21 protein-coding genes and 1 tRNA gene are annotated in these 20,572 nt (G+C 67.6%); 8 read left to right on the top strand and 14 right to left on the bottom strand.

Annotated features, from left to right (window positions below; genetic code table 11):
* Positions 1–57 precede the first annotated feature (57 nt).
* Together HQ306_RS20395 and HQ306_RS20390 are read left to right on the top strand one after the other, a co-directional pair.
* Entirely contained in the window at positions 58–753 is a 696-nt protein-coding gene (locus HQ306_RS20395) for an RDD family protein (RefSeq protein ID WP_222633296.1), read from the top strand.
* A gap of 78 nt (positions 754–831) precedes the next feature.
* Positions 832–1,575: a queuosine precursor transporter gene (locus HQ306_RS20390; protein ID WP_222633295.1), complete on the top strand. Its 744-nt coding sequence runs from the start codon at positions 832–834 to the stop codon at positions 1,573–1,575.
* Between the two features lie 88 nt (positions 1,576–1,663).
* Here the strand turns inward: HQ306_RS20390 and tgt are convergent, their stop codons facing one another.
* From tgt to HQ306_RS20355, 7 genes are all read right to left on the bottom strand, one after another.
* Positions 1,664–2,881: a tRNA guanosine(34) transglycosylase Tgt gene (gene tgt, locus HQ306_RS20385; protein WP_027506617.1), complete on the bottom strand. Its 1,218-nt coding sequence runs from the start codon at positions 2,879–2,881 to the stop codon at positions 1,664–1,666.
* On the bottom strand, positions 2,878–4,812 hold the full coding sequence (locus tag HQ306_RS20380; protein ID WP_222633294.1) for an ABC transporter ATP-binding protein: 1,935 nt from the start codon (positions 4,810–4,812) through the stop codon (positions 2,878–2,880). Before HQ306_RS20380 ends, tgt begins: the two co-directional genes overlap by 4 nt.
* Complete coding sequence (locus HQ306_RS20375) at positions 4,809–6,542, bottom strand: ABC transporter ATP-binding protein (RefSeq protein WP_222633293.1); 1,734 nt, start codon at positions 6,540–6,542, stop codon at positions 4,809–4,811. The genes HQ306_RS20380 and HQ306_RS20375 overlap by 4 nt, the downstream gene beginning before the upstream one ends.
* A gap of 66 nt (positions 6,543–6,608) precedes the next feature.
* Positions 6,609–8,939, bottom strand: a complete 2,331-nt coding sequence (locus tag HQ306_RS20370) for an MMPL family transporter (protein WP_222633292.1) — start codon at positions 8,937–8,939, stop codon at positions 6,609–6,611.
* Positions 8,940–8,995: 56 nt separating this feature from the next.
* The gene (locus HQ306_RS22410; protein WP_051613574.1) at positions 8,996–9,634 is read right to left on the bottom strand and encodes a TetR/AcrR family transcriptional regulator; all 639 of its coding nucleotides are present in this window, start codon (positions 9,632–9,634) and stop codon (positions 8,996–8,998) included.
* A 93-nt stretch (positions 9,635–9,727) separates the two neighbouring features.
* Complete coding sequence (locus tag HQ306_RS20360) at positions 9,728–10,309, bottom strand: antibiotic biosynthesis monooxygenase (RefSeq protein WP_027506614.1); 582 nt, start codon at positions 10,307–10,309, stop codon at positions 9,728–9,730.
* Between the two features lie 19 nt (positions 10,310–10,328).
* A complete protein-coding gene (locus HQ306_RS20355) occupies positions 10,329–10,466 on the bottom strand; it encodes a hypothetical protein (RefSeq protein ID WP_155957101.1) in 138 nt (45 codons plus the stop codon).
* A 351-nt stretch (positions 10,467–10,817) separates the two neighbouring features.
* On the opposite strand from HQ306_RS20355, the gene HQ306_RS20350 reads away from it, so the two are divergent.
* Positions 10,818–11,879 carry an acyl-CoA desaturase gene (locus tag HQ306_RS20350; RefSeq protein ID WP_027506613.1) on the top strand — a complete coding sequence of 354 codons (1,062 nt, stop codon included), beginning with the start codon at positions 10,818–10,820 and terminating at the stop codon, positions 11,877–11,879.
* Between the two features lie 26 nt (positions 11,880–11,905).
* Positions 11,906–12,907 carry a sterol desaturase family protein gene (locus HQ306_RS20345; RefSeq protein WP_374197687.1) on the top strand — a complete coding sequence of 334 codons (1,002 nt, stop codon included), beginning with the start codon at positions 11,906–11,908 and terminating at the stop codon, positions 12,905–12,907.
* Here HQ306_RS20345 and HQ306_RS20340 read toward each other — a convergent pair.
* From HQ306_RS20340 to HQ306_RS20315, 6 genes are all read right to left on the bottom strand, one after another.
* The gene (locus HQ306_RS20340) at positions 12,820–13,503 is read right to left on the bottom strand and encodes a YceI family protein (protein WP_222633290.1); all 684 of its coding nucleotides are present in this window, start codon (positions 13,501–13,503) and stop codon (positions 12,820–12,822) included. The genes HQ306_RS20345 and HQ306_RS20340 overlap by 88 nt on opposite strands.
* Before the next feature lie 72 nt (positions 13,504–13,575).
* Positions 13,576–14,592, bottom strand: a complete 1,017-nt coding sequence (locus HQ306_RS20335) for an aldo/keto reductase (RefSeq protein WP_261770341.1) — start codon at positions 14,590–14,592, stop codon at positions 13,576–13,578.
* Between the two features lie 67 nt (positions 14,593–14,659).
* Positions 14,660–14,750, bottom strand: a tRNA-Ser gene (locus tag HQ306_RS20330).
* A 69-nt stretch (positions 14,751–14,819) separates the two neighbouring features.
* Complete coding sequence (locus HQ306_RS20325; RefSeq protein ID WP_222633433.1) at positions 14,820–15,017, bottom strand: CsbD family protein; 198 nt, start codon at positions 15,015–15,017, stop codon at positions 14,820–14,822.
* 117 nt (positions 15,018–15,134) lie between these two features.
* The gene (locus HQ306_RS20320) at positions 15,135–15,572 is read right to left on the bottom strand and encodes a nucleoside deaminase (RefSeq protein ID WP_027506609.1); all 438 of its coding nucleotides are present in this window, start codon (positions 15,570–15,572) and stop codon (positions 15,135–15,137) included.
* Between the two features lie 32 nt (positions 15,573–15,604).
* Positions 15,605–16,162, bottom strand: coding sequence for a tRNA adenosine deaminase-associated protein (locus tag HQ306_RS20315; protein ID WP_027506608.1), 558 nt, complete (start codon positions 16,160–16,162; stop codon positions 15,605–15,607).
* Positions 16,163–16,283: 121 nt separating this feature from the next.
* Here HQ306_RS20315 and HQ306_RS20310 point away from each other — a divergent pair, with 121 nt between their 5' ends.
* A complete protein-coding gene (locus tag HQ306_RS20310; protein ID WP_307096718.1) occupies positions 16,284–17,243 on the top strand; it encodes a prephenate dehydrogenase in 960 nt (319 codons plus the stop codon).
* 11 nt (positions 17,244–17,254) lie between these two features.
* Here HQ306_RS20310 and HQ306_RS20305 read toward each other — a convergent pair whose 3' ends face one another.
* Complete coding sequence (locus HQ306_RS20305; protein WP_285189678.1) at positions 17,255–17,863, bottom strand: putative glycolipid-binding domain-containing protein; 609 nt, start codon at positions 17,861–17,863, stop codon at positions 17,255–17,257.
* 313 nt (positions 17,864–18,176) lie between these two features.
* Here HQ306_RS20305 and HQ306_RS20300 point away from each other — a divergent pair, with 313 nt between their 5' ends.
* From HQ306_RS20300 to HQ306_RS20290, 3 genes are read left to right on the top strand one after another with little or no spacing between them, the layout of a single operon-like run.
* Positions 18,177–19,337 (top strand): DNA (cytosine-5-)-methyltransferase, encoded by a 1,161-nt coding sequence (locus HQ306_RS20300; RefSeq protein WP_222633431.1) that lies wholly within the window; start codon positions 18,177–18,179, stop codon positions 19,335–19,337.
* Positions 19,337–20,146 (top strand): hypothetical protein, encoded by an 810-nt coding sequence (locus HQ306_RS20295; protein WP_056443224.1) that lies wholly within the window; start codon positions 19,337–19,339, stop codon positions 20,144–20,146. The genes HQ306_RS20300 and HQ306_RS20295 overlap by 1 nt, the downstream gene beginning before the upstream one ends.
* Positions 20,143–20,571, top strand: coding sequence for a very short patch repair endonuclease (locus tag HQ306_RS20290; protein WP_027506605.1), 429 nt, complete (start codon positions 20,143–20,145; stop codon positions 20,569–20,571). The genes HQ306_RS20295 and HQ306_RS20290 overlap by 4 nt, the downstream gene beginning before the upstream one ends.
* Position 20,572 lies beyond the last annotated feature (1 nt).

Raw genomic sequence — 20,572 nt, 5'->3', positions numbered from 1 at the left:
GGACGTAAGGTGGCCGCGAGAAGACTCCGACACGTCAACCCGTACGAGAAGGACATCATGACCACAGGCGGTTTCGACCCGAGCAAGGATCCGCAGAACCCCGGCAGCTACCCGCCGCCGCAGCAGGGTTCCTACCCGCCCCCGTCGCAGGGGTCCTACCCGCCGCCCTCGCAGGGCAGTTACCCCCCGCCCTCGCAGGGCAACTACCCGCCACAGCAGGGTGGCTACCCCCAGCAGGGCGGCTACCCCCAGCAGGGTGGCTACCCGACGCCCCCGCAGTTCGACAACACCACCAACTACGGTGGCTCGAACTTCGGTGGAGTGCCCGGCGGCGGTCAGCCCGGTGGGCTCGGCATTCGACTGGGCGCGCGCATCATCGACGGGATCATCGTCGGCATCGTCGCGCTGATCCTCGCCGCGATCTTCGGTGCGACCGACAACATCCTCGTCACCGGACTCTTCTCCGGCGTCCTGACGTTCGCGTACTTCGTCGGCCTCGAGGTCAGCCAGGGCGCGACACTCGGCAAGAAGATCCTCGGACTCCAGGTGCACGGTCCCGCCGGCACGCCGCGGCCGACGCTGCAGCAGTCCGCGATCCGCAACGCGTTCACGCTGCTCAACATCATCCCGTTCCTCGGTAGCCTGCTCGCGTTCATCGCCGTGATCGTCATCGCCGTCACGGTCAACTCGAGCCCCACCAAGCAGGGCAAGCACGATCAGTTCGCCGGTGGCACCCAGGTGGTCAAGAAGTAGCCTCCGCACACACCGACATCGGGCGCGGATCCCTTCGGGGATTCGCGCCCGTCGTCGTCTCGGTGCTTGGATCGACCGGTGACTGCAACCAACTCCACCGCCACCGACGACGACACTCCGTCTGGACAGGCCTCGTTCGCCCAAATCAGCCGTGGCTTCTACCCCGCCATCGTCGCGCTCTTCGTCGCGACGCTGCTGATCTCGAACGTGGCCGCCAGCAAGGGTGTCGCCTTCTTCGCCGCGTCCGACGTCTCGCTCGGGCCCTTCCAGATTCTCCCCATCAACACCGACGGCGCGTTCTTCCTCTTCCCCCTCGCGTACATCCTCGGCGATGTGCTCAGCGAGGTGTACGGGCTCAAGGCGACGCGCCGCGCCATCTACCTGGGCTTCGGCTCTCTCCTGCTCACATCGGTCTGCTTCTGGATCGCCATCGAACTCCCCGCCGCGTCGTTCTACGAGAACCAGGCCGCACTCGAGACCGTCGTCGGCGTCGTGCCGCGCCTGGTCCTCGCCGGTCTCGCCGGTTACACCGTCGGACAGCTGTTGAACTCCATCGTGCTGGTGAAGATCAAGGAACGCACCAAGGAGAAGCACCTGTGGGCCCGCCTCATCGGCTCGACGGTGGTCGGCGAGTTCTTCGACACCCTGATCTTCTGCAGCATCGCGGCCGGCGTCATCGGCATCACGACGGGCGCCGACTTCGTGAACTACGTCATCGTCGGCTTCCTGTGGAAGACCCTCGTCGAGGTGCTCGTGCTCCCGATCACCTACGCCGTCATCGCGTACATCAAGAAGCGCGAGCCGACCTACTCCCCGGACTGACCCCCGCCCGCCCCCGCGAGTACGTCGATACTGTCGTTGTCGAGCACGACTTCACGACACTATGGGCGTACTCGCGGGGAGTTGCGGCTCAGGAATAGAAGCGCGCCAGCGTGTCCTTCTTGAACTCCTGGAACCGCCCGTCGCGGATGGAGGCGCGGATGTCGTCCACCAGCCGCACGGTGAACCGCTCGTTGTGAATGGTGGCGAGGGTTGAGGCCAGCATCTCCTTGGCCTTGAACAGGTGATGCATGTACGCCCGCGTGTAGTGCGCGCAGGTGTAGCAGTCGCACTCCTCGTCGATCGGCGTGAAGTCCCGACGGAACCGCGCGGTGTTGATGTTGAAGCGCCCGTCCGGTGTGTAGATCGCCGCGTTCCGGGCCACGCGTGACGGATTCACGCAGTCGAACGTGTCGGCACCGTTCTCGATGGCGACGAAGAAGTCGTCCGGCTCGCTGATCCCGAGCATGTGGCGCGGTTTGTGTTCGGGCAGTTCCTCGTTCACCCAGCGGACGATGGTGCCGAGGTTCTGCTTCTCCAGAGCGCCGCCGATGCCGTAGCCGTCGAATCCGCGCCCGGTCTCGCCGACGATGGTCTCGAGATCGTGTGCTGCCTTCCGACGAAGGTCCTCGTACTGCGCACCCTGCACCACACCGAACAGCGCCTGGTACGGCTTGTCGGCGCGCTCGGCCGTGAGGCGCTCGTGCTCGGCGATGCACCGCACCGCCCACGCCTGCGTGCGGTCCAGCGACTGTTCCTGGTACGCACGGGTGTTCATCAACGTGGTCAGCTCGTCGAACGCGAACATGATGTCCGCGCCGAGCTGGTGCTGGATCTGCATCGACACCTCGGGGGTGAAGCGGTGCCGCGATCCGTCGAGGTGGGACTTGAACGTCACGCCGTCGTCGTCGACGTGCGCGAGGCGCTCCTTACCCTCGGCGATGACGTCGTCAGACTCCACCCGAGTGGCGTCCATCGAGATGACCTTCTTGAACCCGACGCCGAGCGACATCACCTGGAACCCGCCGCTGTCGGTGAACGTCGGGCCGTCCCAGTTCATGAACGTGCCGAGTCCCCCGGCCTCGTCCACGATGTCAGGCCCCGGCTGCAGGTACAGGTGGTAGGCGTTCGCCAGAACCGCCTGTGCGCCCAGCTCTTTCATCGACTCCGGCAGCACCGCCTTGACGGTGGCCTTGGTGCCGACGGCGATGAACGCGGGGGTCTCGATGTCGCCGTGCGGCGTCCGCAGGGTGCCGGTTCGACCGAGATGGTCCTCGATACGGGTCTCGACTGTGAAGAGGTCGGTCATGCCCCCATCGAACCAGACGCCAACTGCTGCTCCTGCAGGCCGGACGCACTGAGACGGTGGTAGGCGCCGCGCGCCGCGATGAGCTCGTCGTGCGTGCCCTTCTCCACGATGGACCCGTTCTCCATCACCAGGATCAGATCGGCGTCGCGGATCGTGGAGAGGCGGTGCGCGATCACGAAACTTGTGCGATCGCTGCGCAGGGCCGCGGTGGCCTTCTGCACCAGCAGCTCGGTACGGGTGTCGACGGAGCTGGTGGCCTCGTCGAGGATCAGCACGGCCGGGTCGGCGAGGAACGCGCGCGCGATGGTGATCAACTGCTTCTCGCCCGCACTGACGTTGCTGCCCTCCTCGTCGATGACGGTGTCGTACCCGTCGGGCAGCGAGTGCACGAAACGGTCGACGTAACTCACCCGCGCCGCCTCCATGATCGACTCCTCGGTGGCGCCACTGTTGCCGTACGCGATGTTGTCGCGGATGCTGCCGCCGAACAGCCAGGTGTCCTGCAGCACCATGCCGGTGCGCGATCGCAGCGTCGCCCGCGTCATGTCACGCGTGTCCACACCGTCGAGCGTGATCGAGCCGGAATCGATGTCGTAGAACCGCATCACGAGGTTCACGAGCGTCGTCTTGCCGGCGCCGGTGGGGCCGACGATCGCAACCATCTGGCCGGGTTCCGCCACGAAGGACAGCCCGTCGATGAGCGGACGCTCCGGTTCGTAGCGGAACGACACGTCCCGGAACTCGACGCGTCCACTGCGCGTGGTGGGGGTGACGGGTGCCGACGGATCGGCGCCCTCCTCCTCGGCGTCGAGGATCTCGAAGATGCGCTCCGCCGAGGCGACACCCGACTGGAGCAGGTTGACCATCGAGCCGATCTGCGTGAGCGGCTGTGTGAACTGGCGGGAGTACTGGATGAAGGCCTGCACCTCGCCCAGGCTCAGCGTGCCGGACGCGACGCGCAGTCCGCCCACCACGGCGATGGCGACGTAGTTGAGGTTGCCCAGGAACATGATGGCGGGCATGACGATTCCGGAGATGAACTGTGCCCGGAAGCTCGCCTGGTACAGCTCCTCGTTGCTCTCGTGGAACACCCGCGCCGTCTCGTGCTGGCGGCCGTAGGCCTTGACCAGCTCGTGCCCGGTGTAGGCCTCCTCGACCTGTGCGTTGAGCGCGCCGGTCTGCTTCCACTGCGCGATGAAGTGCGGCTGCGAGCGCTTGGCGATCATCGCCGTCACCACGATCGACAGCGGCACCGTCAGGATCGCGACCAGTGCGAGCAGCGGCGAGATCCACAGCATCATGCCCAGGATGCCGAAGACCGTGAGCACCGAGACCACGAGCTGGCTGAGTGTCTGTTGCAGGCTCTGCGAGACGTTGTCGATGTCGTTGGTGACTCGCGAGAGCACGTCGCCGCGCTTGTGGGAGTCGAAGTAGCGCAACGGCAACCGGTGGATCTTGTTTTCGACGTCGGTACGCAGACGCTTGATGACGCGTTGCAGCGCGATGTTCAGGATGTAGCCCTGCACCCAGGACAGCAGTGCGGACCCGATGTAGAGGATCAGGACGAGGACCAGGACCTTGCCGACGGCGTCGAAGTCGACTCCCCGACCGGGGACGACGTCCATGCTCGACACCATGTCGGCGCGTGTGCCCTCACCCGAGGCGCGGAGACCGTCGACGACCTGCTCCTTGGACAACGAGGGGTCGAGCGAACGGCCGACGATGCCGTCGAAGATGAGGTTGGTGGCTCTGCCCAGGATGTTCGGGGCGAGAACGGTGAGAACGACGCTAGCGACGGCGAACACGAGTACCACCGTGAGCAGCATGCGCTGCGGAAGGAGCCGGCGCAGCAGCCGCCTGACGGACGGTCCGAAGCTCATCGCCTTCGTGCCGGGAGCACCGGGACCGGGAGGACCGCCGGGCCGCGTCATGCGACACCCGCTGCGGTGCGCTGCGAGTCGACGATCTCGGCATAGGTGGGACACGTCTCGAGCAGCTCGTCGTGCGTACCGAGGCCGACCATCCTGCCGTCGTCGAGCACCACGATGCTGTCCGCGTCGCGGATGGTGGACACCCGCTGCGCGACGACGATGACGCAGGCGTCACGTGTGATGGGGCGCAGGGCCGCTCGGAGATTCGCGTCCGTCGTCAGGTCGAGAGCGGAGAACGCGTCGTCGAAGACGTAGATGCTCGGCCGCCGGATGATGGCGCGGGCGATGGCCAGTCGCTGACGCTGCCCACCGGAGACGGTGGTGCCGCCCTGGGCGACGGGGGTCTCGAGACCCTCGGGCATCTCGCGGACGAAGTCGGCGGCCTGCGCCACCTCGAGTGCGTCCCACATCTCGGCCTCCGTGGCGTCCTCCTTGCCGTAGCGAAGATTGGAGGCGATGGTGCCGGAGAACAGGAAGGGCCGCTGGGGGATCAGTCCGATCTCCGCTCGCAGCGCCTCCGGATCGAGTTCTCGCACATCGGTTCCGCCCACGCGCACCACTCCGTCGGTCGTGTCGATGAGACGCGGGATCAGGTTGATCAGCGTCGTCTTGCCCGAGCCGGTGCTGCCGATCACGGCCGTGGTGGTTCCGGCCGTCGCCCGGAACGACACGTCGCAGAGCACCGGGTGATCGGCCGCGGGATACGCGAAGGCGGCCTTGTCGAACTCCACCGTCGACGGCGCCGAGGCGAAGACGACGGGCTTCGCGGAGGGCACGACGGACGAATTCGTGTCGAGCACCTCGGTGATGCGCTCGGCACACACGCTGGCGCGCGGGATCATCATCGCGATGAACGACGCCATGATCACCGACATCAGGATCTGCATGATGTAGCTCAGCAGGGCCGTCAGCGATCCGATCTCCATGCGTCCCTCGTCGACGGCGTGACCGCCGAACCAGATCACCGCGACGCTGGTGACGTTGCTGATGAGCATGACCACCGGGAACATGAGCGCCATCAGACGACCGACCTGCAGTGCGGTGGCGGTGAGGGCGGTGTTCGCGTCGTCGAAACGCTCCACCTCGTACGGCTCGCGCACGAAGGCGCGCACCACGCGGATGCCCGTGATCTGCTCGCGCAGAACGCGGTTGACCGTGTCGATGCGCTTCTGCATGACCTTGAACGCCGGAACCATGCGGACCACGACGAAGCCCATGCTCAGCGCCAGCGCAGGAACGGCGATACCGAGGAGCCACGACAGTCCGAAGTCCTCGCGCAGAGCCATGACGATGCCGCCGACGCACATGATGGGCGCCATCACCAGGATGGTGCAGCCCATCAGAACCACCATCTGCACCTGCTGAACATCGTTCGTGTTGCGGGTGATGAGCGACGGAGCGCCGAACGTCCCGACCTCGCGCGCCGAGAAAGTGCCGACGCGGTCGAGGAGCGCCCCGCGGATGTCGCGGCCGGCCGCCATGGCGGCGCGTGCTCCGAAGTAGACGCCGCCGATCGAGCACGCGATCTGCGCGGCGGAGACGGCCAGCATGATCGAGCCGGTCGACAGGATGTAGCCGGTGTCGCCGGTCGTCACGCCGTTGTCGATGATGTCGGCGTTGAGGCTGGGCAGGTACAGCGAGGCCACGGTGGCCACGAACTGCAGCACCACCACGCCTGTCAGCGCGCCGCGGTACGGCGCCAGATACCGGCGGAGAAGTGAGATCAACACGTCGTGCATCCTTCCTTCTCGACAGGACCCGTCGGACGACAGGCGTGGTGGGTGCAGTTCATCGACTCAGCTCCGGTTCGCCGGCTGCTGGGTCGCCGGTGCGGTCTCGTCCGTCCTGCGGACGAGTTTCTCACCTTCGATGTCCACGTTCGGCAGAATCTTGTCCAGCCACTTCGGCAGGTACCAGGCCTTGTCGCCGAGCAGCGCCATGACCGCGGGGATCAGGATCATGCGGACGATGAAGGCGTCGAAGAACACGGCGGCCGCGAGAGCGAAACCGATGGACTTGATGAACGAGTCCGGTTCCAGCATGAACGCCGCGAACACCGAGATCATGATGACCGCCGCGGCAGCGACGACGCGGGCGCCGTACTTGAAGCCCGTGACGATGGCATCGCTCGCGGTCGCCCCGTGGACGTACGCCTCCCTCATCCGGGACACCAGGAACACCTGGTAGTCCATCGCGAGTCCGAAGACCACACCGATCAGGAAGATCGGCATGAAGCTCACGATGGGCTGCGGGTTGGAGATCAGTCCCAGTCCACCTTCCTGGAAGATGAAGACGGTGGCACCGAAGGTGGCGAGCACGCTGAGCAGGAAGCCGAGCGTCGCCGTCAGCGGCACCAGGATCGATCGGAACACCACCATGAGCAGCAGGAATGCCAATCCGACGACGACTGCGAGGTACGGGATCAGGGCCTTCTGGAGCCGATCCGACACATCGATCTCGAGCGCCGTCTGGCCGGTGACGCCGTAGGTGACGCCGTACTCGGATTCCAGACCACCCCGGGCGTCGCGCAGCGCGGTCACCAGGTTCTGCGTGTCCTCGCTGATCGGTGAGCTCTTGGGAGTCACCGACACCAGGGCGGTGTCGCCCGCCGGGTTGAGCCCGGCCTGCTGTGCGTTGGTCACGTCGGGTTCCGCCGCCGCCCTGTCGACGACGGCCTGGAAGGCCGCCGTCCGATCGGCCTCGGGGACGTTGCTCGCGTCCACGACCATCAGCAGCTGACCGTTGCGTCCCGGTCCGAAGCCCTGGTCGACCAGGTCGTACGCCTCACGAGCGGGGGTACCCGGTTCGGCGGTGGCCACCGACGGAAGCGCCAGACGCAGCGACGTCATGGGACCGGCGATGACACCGAGGATCACGACACCGACGATGAGCACCAGTGCGGGACGCTTGATCACCATGCGCACCCATCGCAAGCCGTTGGTCGGCTTGTCGTCGTGCTCGGGGTCCGGCACGGTGCGGATCTTGCCGGCGAACGCCTTCGCGCCGAAGAGTCCGAGGACGGCGGGCAGCATGGTCAGCGCGACGAGGACGGCGACGAAGACACCGAAGCCGGCGGCCAGACCCATCTGGGACAGGAACGGGATGCCGACGACGCGCAGTGCCACGAGCGCGATGAGCACCGTGGTGCCGGCGAAGACGACGGCGCTGCCGGCGGTTCCCACGGCGCGTGCCGCGGCTTCCTCACGGTCGTCCGTCTCGCTCAGCTCGTTACGGAACCGGGCGACGATGAACAGCGAGTAGTCGATGGCGACGGCGAGGCCGATCATGATGGCGAGAATCGGCGTGAACTGGGTGAGCTCGGCGAAGCCCGACGCGGTGGTGATGGTCAGACTGGTGACGCCGATGCCGACGATGGCCGTGATGAGCGGCAGTCCGGCGGCGACGAGCGATCCGAACATGACGACGAGGACGACGGCGGCGACGGCCAGGCCGATCAGCTCGGCGGTGCCGCCGGGCGGCTCGGCGGCCTGCATGGCGCTGCCACCGATCTCGACGGTGAGCCCTGCGTCACGGGCGGGCTGGGCGGCGTCGGTCAGCTCGGTGCGGATCTCGGCCGTGACATCGGTGACGGTGCCGGTGATGGGCACGTCGAGGATGCCGATGGTCTTGTCCGGTGAGAGCGGCGACACGGCTGCGGCGTTCGCGGCCGCGACGTCCGGCGCGAGACCGGCCTCCGCGTACTGATCGACGATCGCCTGGTTGCCGGCGATCGGATCGAGGAGCGGCATGGCACCCTCAGGCACCGGTCCAGCCGCGGGATCGGCCTTGGCCGTGTCCTTCACGGCGGCGATGCCGCGAATGTTCGCGATGACGCCGTCGATGGCCGCCGTGTTCTCGGGCGAGTCGAGCGTGGTGCCCGCGGGTGCCTGGAACACGTACTGCGCGGACGCCGACGTGAGCGGATCCTCGCCGCCTCCGAAGCGCTCCTTCTGCAGATCCAGCGCAGCCTGGGCGGGGGTTCCCGGGATGGAGAACGACGTGCTCGTCGGGCCGGACAACGTAGCCGCGCCGATACCGGCCAACACCAGGATGGCGAGCCAGATCGGCAGCACGATGCCTTTCCGACGGTACGAGAACCGTCCTATGCGATACAGGAAGGTGGCCATGAGAGTTCTCCTCGTTCGGGGGGGTGTCGTGCTGCGGGTGACGGACGGACGCGCGATCAGTCGGGCGGGAGCGGGGTGGAACCGGTGAGCGGCGCTCGGAAGCCCCGTTCGAGTTGTTGCATGGCGAGGCGGACCACCTCGCCGGCGGATTCTGCTGTGGTGGAGCCCTTCTCGGATGCCTCGGCGAAGAATCCGAGTGCGGCGCTGACGGTGGCGCCCACCGCGGCCTGGACCAACGAGGGGTACAGGTCCCGATCGGGATCGAGCCCCGTGCGCCGGGCCACGGCCTTCTTGAACGCCGCGGAGAGCGAGCGGTCGAACTCGAGCTTCTTCGCCAGCAGAGCCGGCGACTCCTCGACGAACCGCGCGACCGCGACAGTCTCGGTCAACTCGCGCTCGGGATCGTCGACGATCTCGAAGACGATGGCGCGCACCGTGTCCCAGAAGTCCTCGTCCTGCGGACGGTGTTCGATCAGGTCCACCCACTCGAACGCTGCCTGCTCGAGGTAGTACAGCGCCGCTTCTTCCTTGCTGGAGAAGTAGTTGTGGAACGTGCGCGTCGACACCCCCGCGTCGCGGGCGATCGCCTCGGCGGTCACGGTGTCGAAACCCTGTTGCCGCCCGAGACGGATCGCGGCAGCACTGAGCGCTGCACGGGTCTCCGCCTTCTTGCGGTCGCGTAGTCCGGAACTCACGAATCCCACAGTACGGAACTTGCACGGCTCGGCAAGTTTGCAGTGGTGTGCACTTTTGTGACGCTCACCACGCTCGCGCGGTGTTTCGAACCGTCAGGGAGTGAGCCAGCGCTTCACACGGGCGGTGATGAACGGCAGCAGGACGTACACCATGAGGGGTGTGCTCACGAGGGTGACGAGCAGGGTCCGGAGTACAAGACCCAGCGAGAGGTACTCGGAGACAAGGGTGTTGAGCAGAAGAGACAGGGGGAAGAACGCCGACCAGATGACGATGGCCTGCTTCCACCGAGGCGGCGGAGCGCCCACGACGCGGACCGCGTCGGTGAGCGTCGACTGTGGCTCGAACCACCCTTCGACCCCGGTGAGGCGATGCGTCACATGGTCGTCCGCCACACCCACACCACGCGCGACCCAGGCACGCCGGAAGGGCGACGAGAGCCACTCCTGCAGATGAGCGTCCGAATCGAATCGGTAGAGCACGTAGTACTCGTACGGATCGGTCGAGGAGCGCAGCCACCCGCCGCCCAGGAACCCGTCGAACGTGCGCAGCACACTGATTCCGGCATCGGTCCAGGCCACGAAGTCCTGCTCACGGCCGGGCGTGATGCGCCGCGCCACCGAGGTCGTGACCGCGGTACTCGTGGACGTGGACCGGTCGTCCCGGGGTTCAGTCATGTCAGGCGATCGAGAGGAGTCAGTTCTTCTCGGAGAACAGCTGGGTGTAGACGGGCGGCGCCGCGTTGACGACGTCCCTGGCAGCGGACGTCGCGGGAGCCTCGACGGGCTCCGCGTCGGCGGTGACGGGTGCGAGAAAGATCAGTTCGGGTTCCATGGAAACCCCTTCATCAGTAGTTCGGTGGTGAGGAGAACGAGTCGTCCGTCACGAGGGGGAGAACGAGGCGCCGGTGAGAACCGCGGCGTGCTCGTGATCCGAACACTACGCCACGGCGCCGACCTGGCGCGGTACGACCACGCCCGGCCACGTCGACCGTCGTCTGTGGATGCACTGAGAGAAGACGACCGACACTCTCGGACTGTCGACGCCGTGCCCTGCCTGTGTCACACTTGTGACAGAGGCGTGACCTGAGCACTTCCCGCCCTCTCCGCGGTTCTCACCACTGCATCGACTGCCAGAACGACCGACAGCCACCGTGGCCAGACCGTCCACAGAACAGAGGCACCAGTGTCCGTCACCGCCGAACGCCCCAGAGATCGATTCGTCAGTTCGTACACCGAGCTGTCCGTCGCCGTGCGCGCCTCGGGGCTGATGTCCCGCCGCCGCGGTTTCTACTGGTCCCGCATCATCGGCACCGTGGCGGCCTTCGTCGCCGTCTGGGTCGGTGCGTTCCTCCTGGGCGATTCGTGGTGGCAGCTCGCGCTCGCCGTCGCCCTCGCCGTCGTGAGCACGCAGTTCGGCTTCCTGGGTCACGACGGCGCCCACCGCCAGATGTTCGACTCGGCGAAGTGGAACGAGTGGACGGCCCGCATCCTGTCCGGCACCTTCGCAGGACTCTCGCTGCACTGGTGGCAGGGCAAGCACAGCAAGCACCACAACGCGCCGAACCAGATCGGCAAGGATCCCGACATCGGGAACGGGCCCATCGCCTTCGTCCCCGAGTACGTCGCGCAGCGCACCGGCTTCTACGGCGCGTTCACCCGCCGCCAGGGCTGGCTCTTCTTCCCGCTGCTCACCCTCGAAGGCGCCGCACTCCACGTCGCCAGCGTGCGCACGCTGATCGGCTCCAAGGAGATCAAGCACCGCAAGCTGGAGCTGTCGCTCATCGCGCTGCGGCTCACCATCGGGTTCGCACTGCCGTTCCTCGCGATGCCGGCGGGGCTCGCGGTCGGCTTCATCCTCGTGCACTTCGCCGTCTTCGGCGTTCTGCTGGGCGGCTCGTTCGCGCCCAACCACAAGGGGATGCCGCTGGTTCCGGCCAACGCGAAGATCGACTTCCTTCGCCGCCAGGTCCTCATGTCACGCAACGTCGACGGCGGCCCCGTCACCGACTTCATGATGGGCGGCCTCAACTACCAGATCGAGCATCACCTGTTCCCCAGCATGCCGCGGCCGAACCTCAAGAAGGTGCGGCCCATGGTGCGCGAGCACTGCGCCAAGCACGGGGTCACGTACACCGAGACGTCGCTCGTGAAGTCCTACGGCATCGTCGTCCGCTACCTCAACCAGGTGGGACTGTCGAAGCGCAACCCCTTCGACTGCCCGCTGGTACGCGAGTACCGCGCCTGAACTCGGTGTGACCGCGGTCACGTAGACTGCGGCGGGTGATCGCCGATCTCTGGAACAGTCTGCCGACCGCGCTCCGCGACCCGGTCGCCCTCGCGGTGCCGGCATTCCTCGTTCTGCTCGCGCTCGAGTGGACCGCAGCGATCGTCCTCGAGAGCCACGGCGACGAGACCGAGGACAAACCCGGCCGACCGGCCCGTGGAAGCTACCTCCGCGCCGACGCCCGGGCCAGCATCGCGATGGGGCTGGTGTCCATCGCCACCACCACCGCATGGAAAACCCTGGCGCTGCTGGGCTATTCGCTGATCTTCGCGTATGTCGCACCGTGGCAGCTGCCCTCGGACCAGTGGTACACGTGGGTGATCCTGCTGCTCGGCGTCGACGTCCTCTTCTACTGGTATCACCGCATCGCGCACCGCACGCGCATCGTCTGGGCCACGCATCAGGCGCACCACTCGAGCGAGTACTTCAATTTCAGCACCGCACTACGGCAGAAGTGGAACAACAGCGGCGAGATCCTGATGTGGTTGCCGCTGCCCCTGCTCGGCGTCCCGCCCTGGATGGTGTTCACCGGGTTCGCGATCAACCTGGTCTACCAGTTCTGGGTGCACACCGAGCGCATCGACCGGATGCCGCGCTGGTTCGAGTTCGTCTTCAACACGCCGTCGCACCACCGCGTGCATCACGGCCGCGACAAGGAGTACCTGGACAAGAACTACGCCGGCATCCTCATCGTGTGGGACCGCCTGTTCGGGACCTACGCCGACGAGACGTTCCGACCGCACTACGGGCTGACGACTCCGGTGCAGACGTTCGACATCCTGAAGCTCCAGACACACGAGTACGCCGCCATCGCACGGGACGTGCGGACGGCGGCGACTCTTCGACAGAAACTCGGTTACATCGTCGGACCGCCCGGCTGGACTCCCGCGGACGCTACGGCTCAGGCCTTCCCGAGCGTCACCAGGAAATCGACGGAGCCGGTCGGATCCACGGTCACGAAGCCCAGCGACGGCGGCTCGATGCCGTAGTCGGTCCACATCGCGGGAATGTTGCCCGAGGCGACGATGGTCTCGCCCGACCGGAGCACCTGCGTCTCGACGCTCACGTCGCGCGTCTGGCCCTTGAGGGTCAGCGTGCCGTCGAGGGTGACGGTCGCCGTGGTGCCGTCGGTGGGCACGGTGGACAGGTCCACCGGCGACGTCACCGTGAACGTGGCGGTGGGGTTGTTCGCGACATCGAAGATGTTGCCGCGGAACTGGTTGTCGCGCCGATCGCTGTCGGTGGTGATGGTCTCGGTGCGCACCACGATCTCACCGGCGGTGAGCTCCTGGTTCGCGATCGTGGCGCTTCCCGAGACGTCCGGCGTGGTGCCGACGACTGTGACGTCGGTGCCGTTGAGCACCTCGGCGACGGTGTACCCGGCCGACGTCGGGTTCGCTGCGTCACCGGGCGTGACGGTCCACTCACCGTCCAGATCGCCCGTCGCCGCCTCGGCACCGGAGGTGGACACCGACGCCGCCGGATCGCTGCTCTCGATCGACGAGTAGATGCGCGGTCCGACGACGAGCGCCACGATCGCCAGGACGACGACCACGGCTCCGGTGATCCACCATTTCTTCTTCATGGGACGAACTTTAGTTGTCGCTTCAACGTGCGGCCACCGCTGCGGCCTGGGAATCCCCTGTGAAAGCGTCCGTCACCACGTCGAGTGAACGACGTCCCGGAGGTAGCGGTCGTAGATGCTCTGCACGCCGGCATCGAACTCGGCGCCGAGAAGCGCGACGCGCCCCGCCTCGGCGTTGGCACGAGCCTGGTCCACGTTGCGGGCGCCCGGGATGACCGTCGAGATCTGCGGGTGCTGCCACAACCATGCGATGGCGGCGGCGGCGGGCGTCGTACCCTCCGGAGCCGCGTCCGCGACCAGGGCGGAGAAGTCACGAGCCGCCGCAAGGCCCGTGTCGAACGGAACGCCCGAGAACGTCTCGCCGACGTCGAAGGCCTCACCGTTGCGGTTGAAGTTGCGGTGATCGTTCTCGGGGAACGTCGTCGACTCGTCGTACTTCCCCGAGAGCAGGCCCGAGGCAAGCGGCACCCGCGCGATGATGCCGACTCCGGCATCGGCGGCGACGGACAGCACCTCGTCGACGGGCTTGAGCCGGAAGGCGTTGACGATGATCTGCACGGTGGCCACGTTCGGTCGGCGGATCGCCTCGAGCGCCTCCGCGACCGTCTCCACGCTGACGCCGTAATGCGCGATCGCCTGCTCCTCGACGAGGGTGTCGAGGGCATCGAACACCTGGTCGTCGCCGTACACGGCAGAGGGCGGGCAGTGCAGCTGCACCAGTTCCAGGGTGTCGACACCGAGGTTGCCGCGCGACCGGTCCACCCACGTGCGGAAGTTCGCGAGCGTGTAGTTCTCCGGCACCTGGTCGACGCGTCGACCCATCTTGGTCGCCACGGTGACGGTGTCCCGCAGGCCGCGATCGGCCAGGAATCCGCCGATCACCCGCTCACTGCGCCCGTCGCCGTACACGTCGGCCGTGTCGAAGAAGGTGATGCCGCTGTCCACGGCGGCGTCGAGCACCGCCACGGCGTCCTGCTCGGACACGTCGCCCCAGTCGGCTCCCAATTGCCAGGTGCCGAGTCCGACGCACGACACCTGCCGTCCGGTGCGTCCCAGGGTGCGGTTCTCCATCGCGTTCATGTTTCTCATCTCGTCGGTGTACCCGAAGTTGGTGAACGACAAAGCCCCCCAGCTGCCGAGGCAGGTGGGGGGCTCATGGCGGTGGCGGAGGGATTTGAACCCTCGGACGGGGGTTACCCGTCACACGCTTTCGAGGCGTGCTCCTTAGGCCGCTCGGACACGCCACCGGCGGATACGTTACCGTATGGGTGGCGCGGAACCGAAATCGCGACGTCAGGAGTCACAACGCGGGTGACTCAGTGGCCGGTGAGCTTGTCCTTGATGTTGGACGCTGCATCCTTGACCTTCTCCGCGCCGTCCTTGAACGCTGCGGAAGTCTGATCGCCCTGGCCTTCGGCCTTCAGGTCCTGGTCGCCGGTGGCATCGCCCGCGGCTTCCTTGCCCTTGCCCTTGAGGTCTTCTGCCTTGTTGCCGATCTTGTCGTCGAGACCCATGTGGTGCTCCTTCGAAGCGGAAGAACATGTCATCCACCCCTCCGTTTCGGCGGGGCGGGCGACGCAACGTCGCGCCTGGTGTTCTACCGGGCAGTAATACCCCGTCGACGGATCGCGTCAAACGTCGTTCGCGGTTCGAAAGAAGTCCCGAACCAGACCGGCCGCGTCGCTCTCGAGGACGCCGCCGACCACCTCCGGTCGATGCGTCAGACGCCGATCCCGCACCACGTCCCACAGCGAGCCGACGGCGCCCGTCTTCGGTTCCCAGGCCCCGAACAGCAGCCCGTCGACTCGCGAGAGCACCGCCGCGCCCGCACACATCGTGCAGGGCTCCAGCGTGACGACGAGAGTGCATCCGGTGAGTCGCCAGCCGTCCCCGTGCCGTTCGGCGGCGGCGCGGAGCGCGAGCACCTCCGCGTGGGCGGTCGGGTCCCCGCGGCGTTCGCGTTCGTTGACCGCGGACGCGATCTCGTCACCGTCGGCGTTCACGACGACGGCACCCACGGGAACGTCGCCCGCCGGCGTGGTGCGGGCGACCTCCAGAGCGCGACGCATCCAGACGTCACGCAGGTGGAGAGGCACCACGGTCAGCGAGGCAGCTTGTCGAGCACCGCGGCGAACTCCGCGGCGAATCCCAGTCGCGCGGCAATCATGCCGAGCTGCTCGTCGGGGTAGAGGTCGGACTCGGCCAGGATGACGCCGAGGACCGGCTCGGGAAGACCCATGTCGCTCAGCAGATCCAGATCGCCCTCGTCCCACGGCTCGACGTCGTCGAGCTCGTCCGGATCCAGATCGGGCACATCGACGTTCAGTCGGTCCAGGACGTCGGCCGCGATGTCGTAGTCGATCGCCGCGGTGGCGTCCGACAGCAGGACCCGCGTGCCCGACGGTGCCGGACGCAGCACGACGAAGAACTCGTCGTCGACATCGAGGAGCCCGAACACCGCACCGGCACTGCGGAGTTCACGAAGCTCGGTCTCGGCGGCACTGAGACTCGTCAGGGCGTCCGCGGACAACGGCCGGCACGTCCACGTGCCCTCCTCGCGGACGACCGCGATGGCGAACCCCTCGAGATCGTCGTAGTCGTCGGAGCGGTTGTCACCTCGACCCTGGGACGAGGTACTGCCTCCGCGCTGTGCAGCCATGCGCGCAACCGTAGTCCCACACCGTCGCCCCGGCGTGCAGACCTCCCTGTTCAAGGGAAACAGCGGGAGATTTCGGTGTCGTGCACCCGGCGGACGGTGCCGATGTGGAAATCTTCCCCCGGTGAACACACCCGACCGTCCCGTCTGCGTCCTGGGCCTCGGCCTCATCGGGGGCTCGTTACTGCGCGCCGTGGTCGACTCGGGTCGCCCGGCATGGGGTTGGAACCGATCGACCGGTGCCGTGGACGCCGCTCGCGCCGACGGGTACGACGTCACGGCGGACATCGCCTCCGCCCTCCAGCGCGCCGCCGAGGAGGACGCTCTCGTCGTCGTCGCGGTGCCCATGCCGGCGGTCGACACCGTCCTGGAATCGGTGGCCGCGCACGCGCCGCACTGCGTGCTCACGGACGTCGTCAGTGTGAAGGCGGAGATGGCGGCCGCGGTCGCGCGTGCCGGACTCGGCGCTCGGTTCGTCGGCGGACATCCCATGGCCGGCACATCCGCCTCGGGGTGGCTCGCGGCCGACGTCGATCTCTTCCGCAACGCGGTCTGGGTCGTCACCGTGGACGACGACACCGATCCCGACGCCTGGCTCGCGGTCGCCGATCTCGCACTGTCCTCCGGATCCGTCGTCGTCCCGGCCCGAGCCGACGACCACGATCGCGCCGTCGCCCGCGTGTCCCATCTCCCGCATCTGCTGGCGGAAGCACTCGCCGCGGTGGGCGCGCAGGGCGGGGAGCTCACGTTGCGGCTGGCAGCCGGCTCGTTCCGCGACGGCACCCGTGTGGCAGGAACAGCTCCAGCCCTGGTCAGCGCGATGTGTGATGCCAACGCGCCCGCCCTGGTCGACGCGCTCGACGAGGCGCTCGCCGCGTTGCACAGCGCCAGGGACGCTCTCGTCGCCGACGCCTCGACCGAGACACTGGTGTCCGCGGGCCATGCGGCGCGGTCGCGCTACGACGAGCAGTTGCAGTGGTGGGAGATCACCGACGTCGTCGTCGGCTCGCCGTCCTGGCAGGGCGACCTCGTCGACGCCGGTCGCCGCGGCGGTGTGGTCCAGCGGCTGCCCCGGCGGGCGTGACGGTCGGCCCGTCAGATGCGCTCGGCGAGTCCCCGGTAGTCGGCGACGAACCCGTCCGAGTCGACGCTCACGGCCGACGTCCCGACGGGCGAGACCACCTCGAACTCGTGCGGACCGCGGCTGTAGGACAGTGTCTCCGCGCGGGCGGTGAGGACCGGCAGACCCACGTACACGACGGGCACCTGATGATCGGACGGGTTCGTCTGCAGGCCGAGACGACGGATGGCGAGCGTGTTGAAGAAGGGGCTCCACACCAGCTCGACGTCGAGCGCACCGCCGAAGGAGCTGCGGGTCGGTGACCCGTCGTCGACGAGCCAGTAGCCCTCGGAGTCGCGACTGATGGAGACCTGCTTCTCCCCCGACGCGACGGCCGCGCGTACGGACAACCGCTTGGTCACTCCCGATTCGTCCGTGACCAGGTCGTACGACGCGGAGAACGCCGGGTGTTCGTCGCACTCGCCGCCGATGATCCGGCCGGCGGCCTTGATCCGCTTGCCGTTGAGCTGGACGCGCACCGACTCCATACGCGGGGCGCTGTGCGCGCGCCACGTCAGGATGGCCGGCCACGACGAGCCCGTCACGTCGGCGGACGACAGGGAATCGGCGGTGGGTGTGGTCACGCGTTCACGGTAGATCACACGAGCACGACAAGTACCGGAGCCGGGCGAATTGCCTGTGAATCCGCGTCCCCGTCAACGTCCGAGTGCCCCGTTCTCGCGAGATGAAACGGTCACGAGCAGGGTTTTCGTCGACAGTGGGCGTGAGTCGGCGCACCACGCCCCCGTCTGCGGGCGCTGCTCACAGCGGTGTCGCCCTCTCGGTCGGACGCCGTGTCGGTGTTCTCGAGTAGCCTCACTCGAGATCGACGTCGGTGGCCGGAGCCGCCGTCGCACACGACGGTGAGCGGGGGTAAGCGTGTCCAGCCAGGGTGCCATGGTCGGCCTGTTCGCCGGCATCGGCGGTCTGGAGCTGGGCCTGGCGCGCAGCGGATGGTCCACAACTCAGCTCTGCGAGATCGACGCCGGCGCGGGGGCGGTGCTGCGCTCGCGCTTTCCCGACGTGCCGCTGCACACCGACGTCGCGACGCTGCGGGCGCTCCCCGCCGGAACAGAGCTGGTCGCAGCCGGTTTCCCGTGCCAGGACCTCTCACAGGCCGGTCGCACGGCGGGCATCACGGGCGCGCGATCGGGTCTGGTCGACGAGGTCTTCCGACTCGTCGCACGCAAGCGTGGTCCCCGGTGGCTGCTGATCGAGAACGTGCCCTTCATGTTGCAGCTCGGCCGCGGCGCGGCGATGCGGCACATCACGCACGCGCTCGAGGATCTCGGTTACATGTGGGCGTATCGCGTCGTCGACGCTCGCTCGTTCGGCCTGCCCCAGCGGCGTCAGCGCGTCGTCATGCTCGCCTCACGTACGGACGACCCGCGTGAGGTGCTCTTCGGACCCGACGCGGGCATCCCCGAGGCCGGCGACGCCGACGTCCTCCCGTGCGGCTTCTACTGGACCGAGGGGGTGCGCGGCCTGGGCTGGGCGATCAACGCGGTGCCCACGCTCAAGGGCGGATCGACTCTCGGCATCGCCAGTCCCCCGGCCGTCCGGCTCCCGTCCGGCGAGCTGGTCACCCCGGGCATCTCGGACGCCGAGCGGCTGCAGGGTTTCGACGCCGGGTGGACCGCCCCCGCCGTCGAGTCCCCGGGTGTCCGGGCAGGGCATCGGTGGAAGCTGGTCGGCAATGCCGTGAGCGTGCGCATGGCGACCTGGGTCGGTGAGCAGCTGGCCACCCGCACTCCCTACGACGAGGGGTCCGACACCGAGCTCGTACCCGGCCAGAGCTGGCCGTCGGCCGCGTGGGGCCGTGACCGTCGCGCGTTCCGGGTACCCGCGAGCACCTGGCCGGTCCAGCACCCCTACGAGGATCTGAGCGGATTCCTGGAGGAGTCGAAGTTGTTGTCCGCCAGGGCCACTGCCGGGTTCCTCAAGCGCGCACGCTCGGGTCGGCTGCGCTTCGCCCCCGGCTTCCTCGACACGGTCGAGTCGCACCTGCACCGGATGACCGACGATCCCGTCGTCCCCGAACCCGTTCGCGTGGCCTGATGTTCCCGTTGACGTTCGCACTCGACTTCGCCGGCGACCGTCCCGCGCCCGATGCCGACCGCGGGGAGAAGAAGAACTACGCGCAGCGCCTGTCCAACAACCTCGCGCAGGTGGTCGCCGATGCGTTGAGGCCTCGGTATCCGTCCATCACGCCCGACGCGCACGGCCTGGGCCAGGAAGCGCAGGTGGACGTCGCGAAGGGACGCAAGCGGCTCGACGTCAAGGCACTCGATCCGACGCTCGGCCTCATCCTCTGCGTGTCCGTGAAGACCTACAGCTTCCAGGACTACAGCCCCACGTCCGGTCGGCTCGGCCGCTGGACCAAGAACATCGTGCGCAACGACCACGAACTGCGGGGTGAGGCGATGGTGCTGCACCAGCGCCAGCCGTACAGCGTGCTCGTCGCCGTGATGTTCGAGCCCTGGTCGACGTGCGAGGACGGCGATCCCGCGAAGAGCAGCGACATCGGCAAGAGTTCGTTCGCGCACCACGTCACGACGCTGTCCAAGCGGTCGGGCCGCGGCAAGCGCCCCGTCGTCGGCATGCCGGGCCGAGCGTGGGTCGACCTCGGGGCCGAGGACACGCGCTACGACCTGTTCGAGAAGGTGTTCATCGGTCTCTACGAGCCGGACGGTCCGTACCGGGGTGAGGTGCGCTTCTTCGACGTCGACGACGCGCCGCCGCGCAACGGCCGTCCGTCGGACCGCACCACACTCTCGTTCGAGGAGTTCGTCGAGGTGGTGCACTCGGAAGTGGAGCGGCGCAACAGGTTCGCCCCCAGCTGGTCCGAGATCGACGACGACGAATGACGCCCGACGCTCGGGCGACGCCGCCGACGGACGCCGCGACCAGTGCCCGGTTCAAGAAACAGAAGCGGCGTGACACCAAGCCCGAGGTGGCCCTGCGGAAGGAACTGCACCGAGCGGGACTGCGGTACTTCGTCGACAAGGCCCCACTGAAGGGCATGCGACGACGGGCCGACGTGGTGTTCCCGCGTCGCCGAGTCGCGGTGTACGTCGACGGATGCTTCTGGCACAGCTGCCCGGAGCACGCCACCCACCCGCGCAACAACGCCCAGTGGTGGGCGGACAAGTTGGCTGCCAACGTCGCTCGGGACCGCGACACGGATCGTCGACTGGACGAGGCCGGCTGGACCGTCGTGCGCATCTGGGAGCACGAGGATCCAGCCGTGGCAGCGGAGCGGGTCACCGAGGCAGTGCGCCCCGGCGACTGAC

Origin of the sequence: Rhodococcus sp. BP-160 (genome assembly GCF_019836205.1) — a bacterium.
In the GTDB taxonomy this organism is placed as follows: Bacteria; Actinomycetota; Actinomycetes; order Mycobacteriales; family Mycobacteriaceae; genus Rhodococcoides.
The sequence above is the reverse complement of the archived record's forward strand: the minus strand, read 5'-3'. Positions and strand labels throughout refer to the sequence as shown.

What these genes read in the sequence shown, in the direction of transcription:
- HQ306_RS20395 (WP_222633296.1), top strand. Translation starts at nt 58, where the DNA reads ATGACCACAGGCGGTTTCGACCCGAGCAAGGATCCGCAGAACCCCGGC.
- tgt (WP_027506617.1), bottom strand. Translation starts at nt 2,881, where the DNA reads ATGACCGACCTCTTCACAGTCGAGACCCGTATCGAGGACCATCTCGGT.
- HQ306_RS20380 (WP_222633294.1), bottom strand. Translation starts at nt 4,812, where the DNA reads ATGACGCGGCCCGGCGGTCCTCCCGGTCCCGGTGCTCCCGGCACGAAG.
- HQ306_RS20370 (WP_222633292.1), bottom strand. Translation starts at nt 8,939, where the DNA reads ATGGCCACCTTCCTGTATCGCATAGGACGGTTCTCGTACCGTCGGAAA.
- HQ306_RS20360 (WP_027506614.1), bottom strand. Translation starts at nt 10,309, where the DNA reads ATGACTGAACCCCGGGACGACCGGTCCACGTCCACGAGTACCGCGGTC.
- HQ306_RS20355 (WP_155957101.1), bottom strand. Translation starts at nt 10,466, where the DNA reads ATGGAACCCGAACTGATCTTTCTCGCACCCGTCACCGCCGACGCGGAG.
- HQ306_RS20340 (WP_222633290.1), bottom strand. Translation starts at nt 13,503, where the DNA reads ATGAAGAAGAAATGGTGGATCACCGGAGCCGTGGTCGTCGTCCTGGCG.
- HQ306_RS20335 (WP_261770341.1), bottom strand. Translation starts at nt 14,592, where the DNA reads ATGAGAAACATGAACGCGATGGAGAACCGCACCCTGGGACGCACCGGA.
- HQ306_RS20325 (WP_222633433.1), bottom strand. Translation starts at nt 15,017, where the DNA reads ATGGGTCTCGACGACAAGATCGGCAACAAGGCAGAAGACCTCAAGGGC.
- HQ306_RS20320 (WP_027506609.1), bottom strand. Translation starts at nt 15,572, where the DNA reads ATGCGTCGCGCTCTGGAGGTCGCCCGCACCACGCCGGCGGGCGACGTT.
- HQ306_RS20315 (WP_027506608.1), bottom strand. Translation starts at nt 16,162, where the DNA reads ATGGCTGCACAGCGCGGAGGCAGTACCTCGTCCCAGGGTCGAGGTGAC.
- HQ306_RS20300 (WP_222633431.1), top strand. Translation starts at nt 18,177, where the DNA reads ATGGTCGGCCTGTTCGCCGGCATCGGCGGTCTGGAGCTGGGCCTGGCG.
- HQ306_RS20295 (WP_056443224.1), top strand. Translation starts at nt 19,337, where the DNA reads ATGTTCCCGTTGACGTTCGCACTCGACTTCGCCGGCGACCGTCCCGCG.
- HQ306_RS20290 (WP_027506605.1), top strand. Translation starts at nt 20,143, where the DNA reads ATGACGCCCGACGCTCGGGCGACGCCGCCGACGGACGCCGCGACCAGT.